Genomic DNA, 16,751 nt, shown 5'->3' on the forward strand with positions numbered 1-16,751 from the left:
CGGCAGGCGCCTGGCACCGCTACCCTTGCATACGCCAACAATAAAAAAAGCGTCAAGGAGCCGATGCCATGGCCAGATCCCGAACTGCCGGGGCGCTGTTCGCCCTGCTCATCAGCGCTGCATGCACCGCCCAAGCTGACCTGCCTGCCAACTACCAGATCACCCTGCAAACCGACAGCTTCCCGCCCTTCAACATGGGTCCCAACAGCAAGGGTTTCGCCCGCGGCGACGATGTGCAAGGCATCGATGCCGATACGGTGCGCGATATCTTTCGCCGCGCCGGCATCGCCTACAACCTGACCCTGCGCGGCCCGTGGAACCGGCTCTACGAGCAGACCCAGCAACAGCCGGCCCACGGCCTGTTCTCGGTGGCGCGCACGCCGCAGAACGCCGGCCAGTTTAAGTGGGTCGGGCCCTTGGCCCACCACGCCAGCGTGCTGCTGGCACCGGCCGACAGTGGCCTGAAGTTCGACAGCCTGGAGCAGGCTCAGAGCTACCAGATCGGCGGCCACGCCAACGGCAGTGTCAGCCTGTTCCTGGAAAGCCAGGGCATCCGCACCAGCAACAGTCTCAACGACGCCGAAAACCTGCGCAAACTGCTGACCGGGCGCATCGACCTGTGGGCGGTGGCCGATCCGGTGTGGCGCCATTACGCGCGGTTGCAGGGCATCGATGAAAGCCAGCTGCGCATAGCGCTGAGCTATCGCAGCGAGCCGCTGTATCTGGCGCTGAGCCCTGATACACCGGACGAGGTCGTCAGTCGCCTACAGCAGGCGCTCGACGACGTGATCGCCGAAGGCTACGCCGGCTGCAGCAAGACCCCGGATCTCTGTTATCTGATCCAGGAGCGCGGCAACGCGCTGGCCGGCAACCGCTGAGCCGTCGCCTCGTCGCCGGGCGGGCCTCAGCTCACCTGATAGCGCGCCCGCGGCGTGGCCATCGGCAGCGGGCCGTCGCCGACCAGGCGGAACTCGCCCTTCTCCGCATCGTAGGCGCGAATCTCGCTGGTCCCGATGTTGTATACCCAGCCGTGGATGAACAGCTGACCGCTGGCCAGCCGCGCCGCCACCGAGGGATGGGTGCGCAGGTGATCGAGCTGCGCCACGACGTTTTCCTCAGTGAGGATGCCGAGAGTGTTGTGATCGGCGCAGCCGCAATTCTGCTCGACGACGATCTTTGCCACCTCGGCATGTCGTAACCAACCCTTGACCGTCGGCATGCGCTCCAGCTGAGCCGGGTTGAGTACCGCCTTCATCGCGCCGCAGTCGGAATGGCCGCAGACGATGATGTGCTGCACCCCAAGCGCCATCACGGCGAACTCGATGGCGGTCGATACGCCACCGTTCATCTGTCCGTAGGGCGGCACCACGTTGCCGACATTGCGGGTGACGAACAGGTCACCGGGCGAGCTCTGGGTGATCAGCTCGGGGATGATCCGCGAGTCGGCACAGGTGATGAACATGGCCCGCGGCGTCTGCTCGTAGGCGAGCTTTTCGAACAGTTCGCGCTGCTCGGGATAGACCTCTTCGCGGAAGCGTTTAACGCCCGAGACGATGTGTTCGAGGGCCTCCTGGGCCGTTTCGCTCTTCTTGCCGTCATTCATGCTTGGTTCTCTCCAGAGGAATTCGAAGGGTGGGCGCCGCCGCAACGGCGCCTCAGAAGATGGACCAGCCGATACGCTGCGACAGCGCCTCAAGGGCGGCCATGCCGATCAGCGAGTTGCCCGCGGCGTTGAGTTCCGGCGACCAGACGCAGACGGTAAAGCGTCCCGGCACCACCGCAACGATGCCGCCACCGACCCCGCTCTTGCCGGGCAGGCCGACCCGATAGGCGAAGTTGCCAGCCTCGTCGTAAAGGCCGCTGGTGGCCATGATCGCGTTGACCTGCTTGGCCTGACGCGGTGCCAGCATCCTCTCGCCACTCTGCGGGCAGGCACCGTCACGGGCGAGGAAGGCGAATGCGCGGGCCAGGTCGACGCAGTTCATGCGCAGCGCACAGTGATGAAAATAGCTGCGCAACACCGCCTCCACATCGTTGTGGAAGTTGCCGAAGGCCTGCATCAGATAGGCCATGGCGGCGTTGCGCGCGCGGTGCTGGTATTCGGACTCGGCGACGCGGGTGTCGGAGACGATCAGCCGATTGCCGGACAGATGCCGGACGAAATCGCGCATCGACAGCTCCGGGGTGGCGAAGCGCGACTGATTGACGTCGCAGATCACCAATGCCCCGGCATTGATGAAGGGGTTGCGCGGACGACCGCGCTCGAACTCGAGCTGCACCAGCGAATTGAACGGCTGCCCGGAAGGCTCGTGGCCCAGCCGCTCCCACAACGACTCGCCGCGGTGCCCGATGGCCTGCACCAGGCTGAAGACCTTGGAAATGCTCTGGATCGAGAACGGCGTCTGCGCATCGCCGGCCTCGAACACTTCGCCATCGGCACTGCACACGGCGATGCCCATCTGGTTGGGCGCCACATCGGCCAGTGCCGGGATGTAGCTGGCTACTCGGCCTTGCCCGAGCAGTGGGCGCACCTCGTCGAGAATCTCCTGCAGCAGGGCATGCATTGGCAACTCCATCGGTTCCGGATGGAGGGTGGACGCCCGGAGATCGTGGGGCATCACAGGCGGGTCAGAACTTCTCGGGCCGCAGCACTTCGACCTCGGCCAGGTAGCAGACCATGGCGAAATGCTCGTAATAACGGGCCTGCAGGTGTTCGGCGATACGCTCGGCGATCTCGCGGCTGCAAATCACCTCCAGGCGGATATTGCCGTCGGTGTCCCAGCCGGCACTGCGTACGCCGCGGCTGCCGCTGCCACGGGCGTCCGACAGCGTCCAGCCAGGTGCACCGAGAGTCTTCAGGTCGGCAACGAGTTTGTGTTCCAGCGCTGCCTCGCAGATCACGGTCAGCAGCGTGCGGTTGTGCGCGTTCATCTCAGAACCCCCAGGCGATCAGCCGCTCGGCCAGGGCCAGGTAGAGCGGTATGCCGATCAGGATGTTGAACGGAAAGGTGATGCCCAGCGAAGCGGTCAGCGACAGTGACGGATTGGCTTCCGGCACCGCCAGGCGCATTGCCGCGGGCACCGCGATGTAGGACGCACTGGCGGCCAGGGTGGCGAGCATCGCCGTACCGCCCACCGACAAGCCCATGAAGCGCGCCAGCATGGCGCCGACCAGCGCGCCGATCAGTGGCATGATCAGGGCAAAGGCGGCGAGCTTGATCCCGTAACGCTTGAGCGAGCCCAGCTGACCGGAGGCAATCAGGCCCATCTCCAGCAGGAAGAACGCCAGCACCGGTTTGAACATGCTGGTGTACAGCGGTTCCAGCGGCTTGATCGCTTCCTTGCCGGCGATCGCGCCGATCAGCAGGCCACCCAGCAGCAGCATGATGCTCTTGCCGAGGAAGATTTCGCGGCCCAGCTCCTTCCAGTCGGTGTCACGCGAGACGCCCTTGGCCAGCAGGATGCCGACCAAGATCGCCGGAATCTCGAGGATCGCCACGAACAGCGGCATGTAGCTTTCGAAGAAGATTTCCCGCGCCGCCAGATAGGCCACCACCACGGCGAAGGTACCCGCGCTCACCGAACCGTAGTGCGCCGCCACCGCCGCCGCGTTGACCCGGTCGAAGCGCAGCCCGCGCAGCAGGATGAAGGCCAGGATCGGCAATAGCACGCCCAACGCCAAGACCAGCAGCGACTGGCCGAGCAATGCAGCACTGGCCTGCTCGGCCAGCTCCACGCCACCGTGCAGACCGATCGCCAGCAGCAGGATGATCGACAGCGTCTCGTAGAGCGCCGGCGGCAGTTTCAACTCGCTCTTCACCAGGCCGGCAAACAGGCCGAAGACGAAGAACAGCACTACTGGGTCGATACCCATCTACAGCCTCCACAGCTTGGACATTGGACCGATCCCTGGCAGGCACTGGCTCGAAAAAAAGGAGCCGCATGGGCTCCCAAAGGGGACACACTGCCAGCGCCGTCCGTTCCGCTGACAACCGCGCATGCTGCGCAGCGCTGCCAAACAGTCGAACAGCGCTGGCGTGGCGTGATCAGACCGCCACGCCACCCTTCACTCAGCCCTCGATCTCTATCAAGACTTCTCCCGGGTTCACCCGGTCACCTTTGGCAACATGAACCGCTTTGACCGTTCCGCCCATGGGCGCCTGGATTTCGGTTTCCATCTTCATCGCTTCGCTGATCAGCACGGCCTGGCCGGCCTTGACCACGTCGCCTTCCTTGACCAGTACGTCGACCACATTGCCCGGCATGCTGGTGCTGACATCGCCCGGTCCGCTGGCCTGCTTGCGCTGGCTGCCACCGCTGCCGCCGACGAAGTTGTTCAATGGTTCGAACACCACTTCCTCCGGCATGCCGTCAATGGAGAGGAAGAAGTGCCGCTTGCCCTCGCCCTTGACGCCGACACCGGTGATGTCGACGCGGTAGGTCTCGCCGTGCACGTCGATGACGAACTCAGTCGGCACGCCCCCGCCGCTGGCAGCGCTGGCCGTGGTGCCGTCGGGAATCGGCAGCAGCACTTCCGGTTGCAGGGTGCCGGCCTCGCGCTCCTCAAGGAACTTGCGACCGATGTCGGGGAACATGGCGAAGGTCAGCACGTCTTCTTCGGATTTGGCCAACGCACCGATTTCCTGGCGCAGCCTGTCCAGCTCCGGCTTGATCAGGTCGGCCGGGCGCACCTCGATGATTTCCTCGCCGCCAATGGCCTGGCGCTGCAGCTTGGCGTCGATGGTGCCCGGCGCCTTGCCGTAGCGGCCCTGCAGGTAGAGCTTCACCTCATTGGTGATGGTCTTGTAGCGCTCGCCGGCAAGCACATTGAAGAACGCCTGGGTGCCGACGATCTGCGACGTCGGGGTCACCAGCGGCGGGTAACCGAGATCCTTGCGTACGCGCGGAATCTCGGCGAGCACTTCATCCATGCGGTTGAGCGCGCCCTGCTCCTTCAACTGGTTGGCCAGGTTGGAAATCATCCCGCCCGGCACCTGGTTGACCTGCACGCGGGTATCGACGCCGGTGAATTCGCTTTCGAACTGGTGGTACTTCTTGCGCACGGCGTAGAAGTACAGGCCGATCTCCTGCAGCAGCTGCAGATCGAGGCCGGTGTCATACGGCGTGCCACGCAAGGCCGCGACCATCGACTCAGTGCCGGGATGGCTGGTGCCCCAGGCCATGGAGGAAATCGCCGTGTCGATGTGGTCAGCGCCGTTCTCGATGGCTTTCAACTGGCACATGCTGGCGACACCAGCGGTGTCGTGGGAATGGATGAACACCGGCAGGTCGATCTCGGCCTTCAGCGCGCGCACCAGATCACCGGTGGCGAATGGCGTGAGCAGGCCGGCCATGTCCTTGATGGCGATGGAATCGACACCCATGTCGCGCATCGCCCGTGCCTGCTCGACGAACAGCTCGACGGTGTGCACCGGGCTGGTGGTGTAGGCGATGGTGCCCTGGGCGTGCTTACCGGTCTTCTTTACCGCGCGAATGGCAGTTTCCAGGTTACGCACATCGTTCATCGCATCGAAGATGCGGAACACGTCGATGCCGTTGTCGGCCGCCTTGGCACAGAAGGCCTCGACCACGTCATCGGCGTAGTGCCGGTAACCCAGCAGGTTCTGCCCGCGCAACAGCATCTGCAGACGGGTATTGGGCAGCGCTGCCTTGAGCTGGCGCAGGCGCTCCCAGGGGTCTTCCTTGAGGAAACGCACGCAGGCGTCAAAGGTTGCGCCGCCCCAGACTTCCAGCGACCAGTAGCCGACGCGGTCGAGCTTTTCGCAGATCGGCAGCATGTCTTCGGTGCGCATGCGAGTGGCGATGAGCGATTGGTGAGCATCACGCAGGATGGTGTCGGTAACGGTGATTTTCTTCTGAGCAGTCATGGTTCGTTCCTCACAGTCCTGCGTGGGCGGCGATGGCGGCAGCGATGGCCAGGGCCAGCTCGCCCGGCTTGCGTTTGATCGAGTAATTCAGCAGTTCCGGGTGGTTCTCGACGAAGCTGGTGTTGAACTGGCCGCTGCGGAAATCCGGACTGGCGAGAATCTGCTGGTAATAGGTGGCGGTGGTCTTCACGCCCTGCACGCGCATGTCGTCCAGTGCTCGCGAACCGCGGGCCAGTGCCTCTTCCCAGGTCAGCGCCCAGACGATCAGCTTCAGGCACATGGAGTCGTAGTACGGCGGAATGGTGTAGCCGGTGTAGATCGCCGTATCGGTGCGCACACCGGGACCACCCGGCGCGTAATAGCGGGTGATCTTGCCGAAGCAGGGCAGGAAGTCGTTGCGCGGCTCTTCGGCATTGATGCGGAACTGCAGGGCGAAGCCGCGATACTGGATGTCCTCCTGCTTGACCGACAGCGGCTGGCCGGAGGCGATGCGGATCTGCTCGCGAACGATGTCGATCCCAGTGATTTCCTCGGTGATGGTGTGCTCCACCTGCACCCGGGTGTTCATTTCCATGAAGTACACCTCGCCATCGGCGAGCAGGAACTCCACGGTACCGGCGTTCTCGTAGCCCACCGCCTTGGCCGCGCGCACGGCGAGGTCGCCGATGTAGGCGCGCTGCTCGGGGGTCAGCTGCGGGCTCGGTGCGATCTCGATGAGTTTCTGGTTGCGGCGCTGGATCGAGCAGTCGCGCTCGAACAGGTGCACCGTATTGCCGAAGCTGTCGGCCAGCACCTGTGCCTCGATGTGCTTGGGTTCGACGATGCACTTTTCCAGGAAGACTTCGGCGCTGCCGAAGGCCTTGGTCGCTTCGGAGATCACGCGCGGGTAGGCCGCTTCCAGCTCCCCCTGCGAGTTGCAGCGACGAATGCCGCGACCGCCACCGCCGGAGGTGGCCTTGAGCATTACCGGATAGCCGATACGCTCGGCTTCGCGCAGCGCCTCGGCGAGGTCGGCAACGTTGCCTTCGGTGCCCGGCGTGACCGGCACGCCGGCCTTGATCATGCTGCGCCGCGCTTCGGTCTTGTCGCCCATGCGGCGGATGACTTCGGCGCTGGGGCCGACGAAGCGGATGCCACGTTCGGCGCAGATCTCCGCCAGTTCGGCATTCTCGGAAAGAAATCCATAGCCTGGATGCAACGCATCGCAGCCGGTTTCCACAGCCAGGTTCACCAGCTTGCGCGGGTTCAGGTAGCCGGCCAGCGGGTCTTCGCCAATGAAATGGGCCTCGTCGGCGCGCTTGACGTGCAGCGCATGACGGTCGGCTTCGGAGAACACCGCCACCGAGCGGACACCCATTTCGGCACAGGCGCGGACGATGCGCACCGCGATTTCCCCGCGGTTGGCGATCAGCAGCTTCTTGATCACGCTGTCTTCCCTCGGATCGTTGAGCAGGCGACCCGCGTGCGGGTCATGATCACTCGCATTTGCAACGAGCCGTTTCACCCTACGCCCGCCGGGGTGATTACTGAAAATGAATAATTGTTTGCTTAAGGATAAGTAATTACTTATAGATGTCCCGAATCGCGCATCAAACTGACCGATTGGACAGGCACGCCGCCGACCATGACCTAGTCGACCTTTATCTGAAATTGCAGAGAACGTGATGCGAAAATCGCTTATGCGCATGACATTGCGCCAGCTTCAGGTCTTCCGCGCAGTATGCGAGACGCGCTCCTACAGCCGTGCCGCCGAGGAAATGGCGCTGACCCAGCCCGCCGTCAGCTTGCAGATTCGCCAGCTTGAGGAATTGGTCGGGCAACCGCTGTTCGAGTACGTCGGCAAGAAGCTCTATCTCACCGATGCCGCCGAAGCGCTGCAACGCGCCAGCACCGACATCTTCGGTCGGCTGGACAGCCTCGACATGCAGCTCTCGGATCTGCAGGGCTCGCTACAGGGCCAGCTCAACCTCGCGGTGGAATCCAGCGCCAAGTACGTCACGCCGCACCTGTTTGCCGCGTTCAAGCGCCTGCATCCGGAGGTCAGCCTGCAGCTGGTGGTGGTCAACCATGCCCAGGCAGTCAAGCGCCTGTCGGTGAGCCGCGATGACCTGCTGATCATGTCCCAGGTGCCCACCGACATGGATCTGGAGTTCATGCCCTTTCTGAACAACCCGATCATCGCCGTGGCGCCGCCCGACCATCCGCTGTGCCACGCTGCGACGCTATCCCTGCAGGACCTTACCGGCTACCCGCTGTTGGTGCGCGAGCCGGGTTCCGGCACGCGGCGGGCGGGCGAAGACTACCTGCGCCAGAAACGCGCGCATTTCGCCCAGACCATCCAGGTCGCCTCGCTGGATGCCCTGCGTGAATGCGTGGTGGCTGGGCTCGGCCTGGCTCTGCTGCCGCGGCATGCGGTACATCTGGAGCTGGCCAGCGGACTGCTACGCGAGCTGCCGGTGGTGGAACTGCCGCTGTACCGCAGCTGGTGCGTGGTGCATTCGCGCGGCAAGCGCCTGAGCCCGGTAGCCCAGGCGTTCTTCGCCTTCCTCCGTGAAGAGCGCGCGCAGATCAGTGTGCTGGCGGAGCGCTTCGCCGGCTCACCGACGACTCCCGCAGCGAGCTGAGCACCAGCGCATCGGCGTAATCGTTCAGTTCGGCATGCAGCTGGCGCTGTTCGGTATAGCTTTCGATGGCACGGCGAAAGCGCATGCGGCGCTCATCCTGCTGTTTGCGACGGGTCTTGCTGTCGAGCTGGCCGTTGTCGTCGGTGTGCCGGAGCATGAGGCGATCTCCCAGAACAGGTAAGGAGAGATCAGCATCAACGCAGTGGATGACAACCTGAAGTCAGGGTGATTACGCGGCAATGAAGGCGCAACGAAGCCCTCAGTCGTCGTGCGACTTGACCTTCTGCGGTGACAGGCGAAGGCTGCGCAGACTGCGCTTCACGCTCTTGAGGTGATTGACCAGGCTCGGCCCGCGAGCCATGGCGACGCCCATTGCCAGCACGTCGATTACCACCAGATGGGCGATACGTGAGGTCAGCGGGGTGTAGATCTCGGTGTCCTCCTGCACATCGATGGCCAGATTGATGGTGGCCAGCTCGGCCAGCGGCGTCTGGCTCGGACACAGGGTGATCAGCGTCGCGCCGGATTCACGCACCACGTTGGCGGTGATCAGCAGATCCTTCGAGCGCCCGGACTGCGAGATGCAGATCGCCACGTCGGTGGGCTTGAGCGTCACCGCCGACATGGCCTGCATGTGCGGATCGGAATAGGCCGCAGCCGACAGCAGCAGGCGGAAGAATTTGTGCTGGGCATCGGTGGCCACGGCACCCGAGGCGCCGAAACCGTAGAACTCCACCCGCTCGGCACTAGCCATGGCCGTGATGGCGCGCTGCAAGGCCTCGGGATCGAGCCGCTCGCGCACTTCCATCAGGGTATGCAGGGTGGTGTCAAAGATCTTCAAGGCGAAGTCGGCCACCGAATCGTTCTCGCTGATGGCGAACTGACCAAAGCTGGCACCAGCGGCCAGGCTTTGCGCCAGCTTGAGCTTCAGATCCTGGAAGCCCAGGCAGCCGATGGCGCGGCAGAAACGCACGATGGTCGGCTCGCTGACACCCACCACATGGGCCAGGTCGGCCATGGAACTGTGCATCACCGAGGCCGGATCGAGCAGGACATGGTCGGCCACTTTCAGCTCCGACTTCCGTAGCAGGCTTCTGGATTGGGCGATGTGCTGCAGCAGATTCACGTTCCGGACTCGCTATGCTCTCGTCTGATGGCTTTGCTCGGGCGCGATCGGCGCCGCTGAGCCGTCAGCGGGTTGTAGTGGGGCGGTAGTTATACTACAAGCCTCGCCACGACGCCCATTTTTTGGCCCTGGGAGAGAATCGATGTCGATATCCTGTGACATGCTCGTGTTCGGCGGGACCGGTGACCTGACGCTGCACAAACTGCTTCCGGCGCTCTACCACCTGCACCGCGACGGGCGCCTGCACGCCGACGTACGGATACTCGCTCTGGCGCGCAAGAAGCTCGACCGCGACGGCTACGTGGCGCTGGCCGAGCGGCATTGCCGCGCCCAGGTTGCCCGCAGCGACTTCAGCAGCGACACCTGGCAGGCCTTCGCCCAGCGCCTGGACTATTTCGCCATGGACGCCTCCCAGCGTGGCGATTACGTGCGCCTCGCCCACCACCTAGGCCAGGCCGAAGGCCGTGTACGAGTGTTCTACCTGGCGACCGCGCCGGACCTGTTCGAGCCCATTGCTGCCAACCTGGAAAGTGCCGGACTGGCCGGCGACGATGCGCGCATCGTGCTGGAAAAGCCCATCGGCCATTCGCTGGACTCGGCGCTGGAAATCAACGAAGCGATCGGCGCCGTGTTCCCCGAATCGCGCATCTATCGGATCGACCACTACCTGGGCAAGGAGACGGTGCAGAACCTCATGGCCCTGCGCTTCGCCAACGCGCTGTTCGAGCCGATCTGGCGGGCCGCACACATCGACCATGTGCAGATTACCGTCGCCGAGACCCTCGGCGTCGAGAACCGCGGCGGCTATTACGACAATGCCGGCGCCATGCGCGACATGCTGCAGAACCACCTGTTGCAGCTGCTCTGCCTCGTGGCGATGGAAGCGCCGGTGCGTTTCGACGCCAAGCATATCCGCGGCGAGAAGGTGAAGGTGCTCGAAGCGCTCAAGCCGATCACCGGCAACGACGTGCTGGACAAGACCGTGCGCGGGCAATACGGCGCCGGACGCATCGGCGGCCATGACGTGCAGGCGTACTACTTCGAGCCGAACATCGACAATGACAGCGACACCGAAACCTTCGTCGCGGTAAAGGCCGAGATCGACAACTGGCGCTGGGCCGGCGTGCCCTTCTATCTGCGCACCGGCAAGCGCATGGCGCGCAAGCGTTCGGAGATCATCATCACCTTCAAGCAGGTGCCGCACCTGCTGTTCAGCAAGGGTGAAGTGAACCGGCTGGTGATCAGCCTGCAGCCGGAAGAAAGCATCAGCCTGCAGCTCATGGCCAAGGCACCCGGCAAGGGCATGCAACTGGAGCCGGTGGAGCTGGATCTGAACCTGGCGCATGCCTTCAGCAGCACCCGTCGCTGGGAGGCCTACGAGCGGCTGCTGCTGGATGTGATCGAAGGTGATTCGACGTTGTTCATGCGTCGCGACGAGGTGGAAGCAGCCTGGAACTGGGTCGACCCCATCCTGCGTGGCTGGCACAGTTACTATCGCAAACCGCGACCCTATCCGGCCGGCGAGGATGGCCCGGATCAGGCCCACCAATTCATCGAGCGCCAGGGTCACCAGTGGTGGCAATGATCTGCCCAACCTGCAACTAACTCAAACTTCGCCACAGCCCCCGTATTATCTGAGATAGAGCGGATCGGAACAATTCCAGAAATAGCCGGATACGGCCTTGGCAACTAGCCTGAGCAACTAGCGCAGCCTTGGCCGTCATCGACCGTCGTATGCACGCCATATCAGCTAAATATAATTACTCGCGCGAAGCGCATATCTGCAGCATTTCTGCCCCGACTCTCCGCTTGATCTCCCTGCCGCATTTCCCTGGCCGAAAGACCAGCACGGGACAACCAGCATGCGCGTCAGAAAATGGAGCGCAACCCATAGAACATAAGGCTTTCAGCGCTTTATGGCCGCTCATCGCCGAACTCGTGCAGCTCCTCACAGTCCAACTTCTTGGATTGATTTACACATAAAATCCCAACTAGCCGATCAGCTCCGGCACATCGAAAAGAAACAGACTGAAACATCCTTGGCGCAATCGCTTCTATCACGCGGCATTCAGCGATATATACGCGACCCTGCACTTCGCATATTACGAAGTTCGGGTTGAGAAACTTTGCCGGATATGCCTACCCTAATAAGGAATTCAATCAACAACCCCAAAGGCATTGTTTTGAGTTTCCCCACCGTAGTGCTCCGTCGCCCAACCGACGGCGACGGTTACAACCTGCATCAGCTGGTGGCGCGCTGCCAGCCCCTCGATACCAATTCGGTCTACTGCAACCTGCTGCAGTGCTCCGATTTCGCCGACACCGCCATCGCCGCAGAGAACGCCCAGGGCGAACTGGTTGGTTTCATCTCGGGTTACAGCCCCCCTGCCCGGACGGACACGCTGTTCGTCTGGCAGGTCGCCGTCGACAGTTCGATGCGCGGTCAGGGCCTGGCCCTGCGCATGCTGCTGGCGCTGACGGCCCGTGTGGCCCGTGAGCACGATGTGCGCTTCATGGAAACCACCATTTCCCCGGACAACGCGGCGTCGCAGGCACTGTTCAAGCGGGCCTTCGACCGGCTGGGTGCCGACTGCACCACGCGCACGCTGTTTTCCCGCGCTGCGCACTTCGGCGGGCAGCACGAGGACGAGGTGCTCTACCGCGCCGGCCCGTTCACCGTTTCCCATCTAGAAGAAGAGCTCAAGGAGCACGCATGAAAACTTTTGAACTGAATGAATCCAAGGTTCGTAGCTATTGCCGTTCCTTCCCCGTGGTCTTCAACCAGGCCCAGGGCGCCGAGCTGGTCACCCAGGACGGCAAGCGTTACATCGACTTCCTCGCCGGTGCCGGCACGCTCAACTACGGGCACAACCACCCGGTACTCAAGCAGGCGCTGCTCGAGTACATCCAGAACGACGGCATCACTCACGGCCTGGACATGTACACCGCGGCCAAGGAGCGTTTCCTCGAAACCTTCAACCGTCTGATCCTCGAACCGCGCGGCATGGGCGACTACCGCATGCAGTTCACCGGCCCGACCGGCACCAACGCGGTCGAGGCGGCGATGAAGCTGGCGCGCAAGGTCACCGGACGTAACAACATCATCAGCTTCACCAACGGCTTCCACGGCTGCAGCATCGGCGCGCTGGCCGCAACCGGCAACCAGCATCACCGCGGTGGTTCGGGCATCAGCCTCACCGACGTCAGCCGCATGCCGTACGCCAACTATTTCGGCGACAAGACCAACACCATCGGCATGATGGACAAGCTGCTCTCCGACCCCTCCAGCGGCATCGACAAGCCGGCCGCGGTGATCGTCGAGGTGGTGCAGGGCGAAGGCGGACTGAACACCGCGTCGACCGAGTGGATGCGCAAGCTCGAGAAGCTCTGCCGCAAGCACGAGATGCTGCTGATCGTCGACGACATCCAGGCCGGTTGCGGCCGCACCGGGACCTTCTTCAGCTTCGAAGAGATGGGCATCCAGCCGGATATCGTCACGCTGTCCAAGTCGCTGTCCGGCTACGGCCTGCCGTTCGCCATGGTGCTGCTGCGCCAGGAGCTGGACCAGTGGAAGCCGGGCGAGCACAACGGCACCTTCCGCGGCAACAACCATGCGTTCGTCACTGCCGCCGCAGCCGTCGAGCACTTCTGGCAGAACGACGAGTTCGCCAACAGCGTCAAGGCCAAGGGCAAGCGCATTGCCGACGGCATGCAGCGCATCGTCCGCCGGCACGGCCCGGATTCACTGTTCCTCAAGGGCCGCGGAATGATGATCGGCATCAGCTGCCCGGATGGCGACATCGCCGCCGCCGTCTGCCGTCACGCCTTCGAGAACGGTCTGGTGATCGAAACCAGCGGCGCCCACAGCGAAGTGGTCAAGTGCCTCTGCCCGCTGATCATCAGCGACGAGCAGATCGACAAGGCGCTCGCCATCCTCGACAAGGCGTTCGCCGCCGTGATGAGCGAGCAGACCGAAAACCAAGCTTCCTGAGGTATTTGCAATGATCGTCAGAACCCTCGCCGAGTGCGAGCAGACCGACCGCAAGGTCCACAGCAAGACCGGCACCTGGGACAGCACCCGCCTGTTGCTCAAAGACGACAACATGGGGTTCTCGTTCCACATCACCACCATCTACGCCGGCAGCGAGACGCACATCCACTACCAGAACCACCTGGAGTCGGTGTACTGCATGAGCGGCAATGGCGAGATCGAGACCATCGCCGACGGCAAGATCTACAAGATCGAACCCGGCACGCTGTATATCCTCGACAAGCACGACGAGCACCTGCTGCGTGGCGGCAGCGAGGATATGAAGATGGCCTGCGTCTTCAACCCGCCGCTCAACGGCAAGGAAGTGCATGACGAGAGCGGCGTCTATCCGCTGGAGGCCGAAACCGTCTGATACCGGTTTACCGGGGCGGCCGCCGAGCCGCCCCCCATCACAAGAAAAGGAGGTATGCGTGAACCCTATGCAAGCCGACCTGTATCCCTCGCGCCAGGAAGACCAGCCCAGCTGGCAGGAACGCCTGGATCCGGTCGTCTACCGCAGCGACCTGGAGAATGCGCCGATAGCGGCAGAGCTGATCGAGCGCTTCGAGCGCGACGGCTACCTGGTCATCCCCAATCTGTTCAGCGCCGACGAAGTCGCGGTATTCCGTGCCGAACTCGAGCGCATGCGCCAGGACCCGGCCGTCGCCGGCTCCGGCAAGACCATCAAGGAACCCGACAGCGGTGCGATCCGCTCGGTGTTCGACATCCATAGCGACAATGATCTGTTCGCCCGCGTGGCAGCCGACGAGCGCACCGCCGGCATCGCCCGCTTCATTCTCGGTGGCGATCTGTACGTGCATCAGTCGCGGATGAACTTCAAGCCCGGCTTCACTGGCAAGGAGTTCTACTGGCACTCGGATTTCGAGACCTGGCACGTCGAAGACGGCATGCCGCGCATGCGCTGCCTGTCCTGCTCGATCCTGCTGACCGACAACGAGCCGCACAACGGCCCGCTGATGCTCATGCCCGGTTCGCACAAGCACTACGTGCGTTGCGTCGGTGCCACGCCGGAAAACCACTACGAAAAATCCCTGCGCAAGCAGGAGATCGGCATCCCCGATCAGAACAGTCTCAGCGAGCTGGCCAGCCGCTTCGGCATCGATTGCGCCACCGGCCCGGCCGGCAGCGTGGTGTTCTTCGACTGCAACACCATGCACGGCTCCAACAGCAACATCACGCCAAGTGCACGGAGCAATCTGTTCTACGTCTACAACCACGTGGATAATGCCGTGCAGCCGCCGTTCTGCGAGCAGAAACCCCGCCCGGCCTTCGTCGCCGAGCGTGAGAACTTCAAGCCGCTGGACATTCAGCCGCAACAGTATCTCTGAGGCGATCGGGCGCGTCTGATGACGGGCCCGATCCCCCGGCTTGGCCGATCGCTTATTGGCCCAGGGATGAACTCACTTCCAGCTCGTTGATCGACAGGTGCGCCAGCCGCGCCGGGCCCGTCAACGGCCTGCCAGATTCGGACGCAACATAAAGATGCATACCGTAGAAAAGATCGGCGGCACGTCGATGAGCCGCTTCGAGGAAGTCCTCGACAACATCTTCATCGGCCGCCGGGAAGGCGCAGCGCTGTACCAGCGCATCTTCGTCGTCTCGGCCTACAGCGGCATGACCAATCTGTTGCTGGAGCACAAGAAGACCGGCGAGCCGGGCGTCTATCAGCGCTTCGCCGATGCGCAGAGCGAAGGCGCCTGGCGCGAGGCGCTGGAGAACGTGCGCCAGCGCATGCTGGAAAAGAACGCCGAGCTGTTCAGCTCCGAATATGAGCTGCATGCCGCCAACCAGTTCATCAATTCGCGCATCGACGATGCCAGCGAGTGCATGCACAGCCTGCAGAAGCTCTGTGCCTACGGCCACTTCCAGCTCTCCGAGCACCTGATGAAGGTACGCGAGATGCTCGCCTCCCTCGGTGAAGCGCACAGCGCCTTCAACTCGGTGCTGGCGCTCAAGCAGCGCGGCGTCAACGCCCGTCTGGCCGACCTCACCGGCTGGCAGCAGGAAGCACCGCTGCCGTTCGAGGAGATGATCGCCAGCCATTTCGCCGGCTTCGATCTGAGCCGCGAACTGGTGGTCGCCACCGGCTACACGCATTGCGCCGAAGGCCTGATGAACACCTACGACCGCGGCTACAGCGAGATCACCTTCGCCCAGATCGCCGCCGCCACCGGCGCCCATGAAGCGATCATCCACAAGGAATTCCACCTCTCTTCCGCCGACCCGAACCTGGTTGGTGCCGACAAGGTGGTGACCATCGGCCGCACCAACTATGACGTTGCCGACCAGCTGTCGAATCTCGGCATGGAAGCGATCCATCCGCGCGCGGCCAAAACCCTGCGTCGTGCCGGTGTCGAGCTGCGCATCAAGAATGCCTTCGAGCCCGAGCACGGCGGCACGCTGATCAGCCAGGACTACAAGTCCGAGAAGCCCTGCGTGGAAATCATCGCCGGGCGCAAAGACGTTTTCGGCATCGAGGTGTTCGACCAGGACATGCTCGGCGACATCAGCCACGACATGGAGATCAGCAAGCTGCTCAAGCAGCTCAAGCTCTACGTGGTGAACAAGGACTCCGATGCCAACAGCATCACCTACTACGCCTCCGGCTCGCGCAAGCTGATCAACCGCGCGGCCAAGCTGATCGAGGAGAAGTACCCGGCCGCCGAGGTCACGGTGCACAACCTGGCCATCGTTTCGGCGATCGGTTCGGATCTGAAGGTCAAGGGCATCCTGGCCAAGACCGTAGCGGCTTTGGCTGGAGCGGGCATCAGCATCCAGGCGATCCACCAGTCGATCCGCCAGGTGGAGATGCAGTGCGTGGTCAACGAAGAGGACTACGACGCCGCGATCGCTGCGCTGCACCGCGCATTGATCGAGCCGGAAAACCACGGCGACGTGATCGCCGCGGCCTGATCCGCACTCGCAGCAGCAGAACGCCGGGCTCGTCCCGGCGTTTTGCTGTCCGGCGTATGACGCCGATCAATACTGCCAGCAACGCGCAGGATGACTATGGAGACAAGAAGCAGGTCCCGCCTTACCGCTGACGCCTGACCTGCTCACCG

General features: G+C 63.2%; 16 protein-coding genes. 8 read left to right on the plus strand and 8 right to left on the minus strand.

The window, feature by feature from the left end; translation table 11 throughout:
- Positions 1-68 precede the first annotated feature (68 nt).
- A complete protein-coding gene (locus UIB01_RS20390; RefSeq protein ID WP_038664559.1) occupies positions 69-878 on the plus strand; it encodes a substrate-binding periplasmic protein in 810 nt (269 codons plus the stop codon).
- Positions 879-904: 26 nt separating this feature from the next.
- Here UIB01_RS20390 and UIB01_RS20395 read toward each other — a convergent pair whose 3' ends face one another.
- The 6 genes from UIB01_RS20395 to UIB01_RS20420 form a co-directional block, all read right to left on the minus strand.
- A complete protein-coding gene (locus tag UIB01_RS20395; RefSeq protein ID WP_014822032.1) occupies positions 905-1,603 on the minus strand; it encodes a carbonic anhydrase in 699 nt (232 codons plus the stop codon).
- 52 nt (positions 1,604-1,655) lie between these two features.
- Complete coding sequence (glsB, locus tag UIB01_RS20400; protein WP_038664562.1) at positions 1,656-2,564, minus strand: glutaminase B; 909 nt, start codon at positions 2,562-2,564, stop codon at positions 1,656-1,658.
- 64 nt (positions 2,565-2,628) lie between these two features.
- Positions 2,629-2,931 (minus strand): P-II family nitrogen regulator, encoded by a 303-nt coding sequence (locus UIB01_RS20405; protein ID WP_038664564.1) that lies wholly within the window; start codon positions 2,929-2,931, stop codon positions 2,629-2,631.
- A gap of 1 nt (position 2,932) precedes the next feature.
- The gene (locus UIB01_RS20410; RefSeq protein ID WP_038664567.1) at positions 2,933-3,874 is read right to left on the minus strand and encodes a sodium-dependent bicarbonate transport family permease; all 942 of its coding nucleotides are present in this window, start codon (positions 3,872-3,874) and stop codon (positions 2,933-2,935) included.
- Positions 3,875-4,070: 196 nt separating this feature from the next.
- Positions 4,071-5,888 (minus strand): sodium-extruding oxaloacetate decarboxylase subunit alpha, encoded by a 1,818-nt coding sequence (gene oadA, locus UIB01_RS20415; protein ID WP_038664570.1) that lies wholly within the window; start codon positions 5,886-5,888, stop codon positions 4,071-4,073.
- Positions 5,889-5,898: 10 nt separating this feature from the next.
- Positions 5,899-7,314 (minus strand): acetyl-CoA carboxylase biotin carboxylase subunit, encoded by a 1,416-nt coding sequence (locus UIB01_RS20420; RefSeq protein ID WP_038664574.1) that lies wholly within the window; start codon positions 7,312-7,314, stop codon positions 5,899-5,901.
- 238 nt (positions 7,315-7,552) lie between these two features.
- On the opposite strand from UIB01_RS20420, the gene UIB01_RS20425 reads away from it, so the two are divergent.
- On the plus strand, positions 7,553-8,512 hold the full coding sequence (locus UIB01_RS20425; protein WP_038664577.1) for a LysR family transcriptional regulator: 960 nt from the start codon (positions 7,553-7,555) through the stop codon (positions 8,510-8,512).
- On the opposite strand, the gene UIB01_RS20430 is transcribed toward UIB01_RS20425, so the two are convergent.
- Together UIB01_RS20430 and hexR are read right to left on the minus strand one after the other, a co-directional pair.
- The gene (locus tag UIB01_RS20430) at positions 8,457-8,669 is read right to left on the minus strand and encodes a PA3496 family putative envelope integrity protein (RefSeq protein WP_038664579.1); all 213 of its coding nucleotides are present in this window, start codon (positions 8,667-8,669) and stop codon (positions 8,457-8,459) included. The two genes, UIB01_RS20425 and UIB01_RS20430, sit on opposite strands and share 56 nt — an antisense overlap.
- 102 nt (positions 8,670-8,771) lie before the next feature.
- Positions 8,772-9,638 carry a transcriptional regulator HexR gene (hexR, locus tag UIB01_RS20435; protein ID WP_038664582.1) on the minus strand — a complete coding sequence of 289 codons (867 nt, stop codon included), beginning with the start codon at positions 9,636-9,638 and terminating at the stop codon, positions 8,772-8,774.
- A 142-nt stretch (positions 9,639-9,780) separates the two neighbouring features.
- On the opposite strand from hexR, the gene zwf reads away from it, so the two are divergent.
- The 6 genes from zwf to UIB01_RS20465 all read left to right on the plus strand — a co-directional run bounded on the left by zwf (position 9,781) and on the right by UIB01_RS20465 (position 16,602).
- Positions 9,781-11,223, plus strand: a complete 1,443-nt coding sequence (gene zwf / locus UIB01_RS20440; RefSeq protein WP_038664584.1) for a glucose-6-phosphate dehydrogenase — start codon at positions 9,781-9,783, stop codon at positions 11,221-11,223.
- Between the two features lie 616 nt (positions 11,224-11,839).
- On the plus strand, positions 11,840-12,355 hold the full coding sequence (ectA, locus tag UIB01_RS20445) for a diaminobutyrate acetyltransferase (protein ID WP_180983597.1): 516 nt from the start codon (positions 11,840-11,842) through the stop codon (positions 12,353-12,355).
- The gene (gene ectB / locus UIB01_RS20450; RefSeq protein ID WP_038664590.1) at positions 12,352-13,629 is read left to right on the plus strand and encodes a diaminobutyrate--2-oxoglutarate transaminase; all 1,278 of its coding nucleotides are present in this window, start codon (positions 12,352-12,354) and stop codon (positions 13,627-13,629) included. Before ectA ends, ectB begins: the two co-directional genes overlap by 4 nt.
- A gap of 10 nt (positions 13,630-13,639) precedes the next feature.
- On the plus strand, positions 13,640-14,041 hold the full coding sequence (locus tag UIB01_RS20455) for an ectoine synthase (RefSeq protein ID WP_003284068.1): 402 nt from the start codon (positions 13,640-13,642) through the stop codon (positions 14,039-14,041).
- Positions 14,042-14,108: 67 nt separating this feature from the next.
- Positions 14,109-15,017: an ectoine hydroxylase gene (gene thpD, locus UIB01_RS20460; protein ID WP_038664592.1), complete on the plus strand. Its 909-nt coding sequence runs from the start codon at positions 14,109-14,111 to the stop codon at positions 15,015-15,017.
- Between the two features lie 154 nt (positions 15,018-15,171).
- The gene (locus tag UIB01_RS20465; RefSeq protein WP_038664594.1) at positions 15,172-16,602 is read left to right on the plus strand and encodes an aspartate kinase; all 1,431 of its coding nucleotides are present in this window, start codon (positions 15,172-15,174) and stop codon (positions 16,600-16,602) included.
- The last annotated feature ends 149 nt before the right edge of the window (positions 16,603-16,751 follow it).

It is taken from the genome of Stutzerimonas decontaminans, assembly GCF_000661915.1.
Taxonomy (GTDB): domain Bacteria; phylum Pseudomonadota; class Gammaproteobacteria; order Pseudomonadales; family Pseudomonadaceae; genus Stutzerimonas; species Stutzerimonas decontaminans.

Coding starts and splice junctions, on each gene's coding strand:
- UIB01_RS20455 (WP_003284068.1), top strand. CDS start 13,640: ATGATCGTCAGAACCCTCGCCGAGTGCGAGCAGACCGACCGCAAGGTC.
- UIB01_RS20390 (WP_038664559.1), top strand. CDS start 69: ATGGCCAGATCCCGAACTGCCGGGGCGCTGTTCGCCCTGCTCATCAGC.
- UIB01_RS20410 (WP_038664567.1), bottom strand. CDS start 3,874: ATGGGTATCGACCCAGTAGTGCTGTTCTTCGTCTTCGGCCTGTTTGCC.
- UIB01_RS20425 (WP_038664577.1), top strand. CDS start 7,553: ATGCGAAAATCGCTTATGCGCATGACATTGCGCCAGCTTCAGGTCTTC.
- thpD (WP_038664592.1), top strand. CDS start 14,109: ATGCAAGCCGACCTGTATCCCTCGCGCCAGGAAGACCAGCCCAGCTGG.
- UIB01_RS20405 (WP_038664564.1), bottom strand. CDS start 2,931: ATGAACGCGCACAACCGCACGCTGCTGACCGTGATCTGCGAGGCAGCG.
- zwf (WP_038664584.1), top strand. CDS start 9,781: ATGTCGATATCCTGTGACATGCTCGTGTTCGGCGGGACCGGTGACCTG.
- UIB01_RS20430 (WP_038664579.1), bottom strand. CDS start 8,669: ATGCTCCGGCACACCGACGACAACGGCCAGCTCGACAGCAAGACCCGT.
- UIB01_RS20465 (WP_038664594.1), top strand. CDS start 15,172: ATGCATACCGTAGAAAAGATCGGCGGCACGTCGATGAGCCGCTTCGAG.
- oadA (WP_038664570.1), bottom strand. CDS start 5,888: ATGACTGCTCAGAAGAAAATCACCGTTACCGACACCATCCTGCGTGAT.
- glsB (WP_038664562.1), bottom strand. CDS start 2,564: ATGCATGCCCTGCTGCAGGAGATTCTCGACGAGGTGCGCCCACTGCTC.
- ectB (WP_038664590.1), top strand. CDS start 12,352: ATGAAAACTTTTGAACTGAATGAATCCAAGGTTCGTAGCTATTGCCGT.
- UIB01_RS20395 (WP_014822032.1), bottom strand. CDS start 1,603: ATGAATGACGGCAAGAAGAGCGAAACGGCCCAGGAGGCCCTCGAACAC.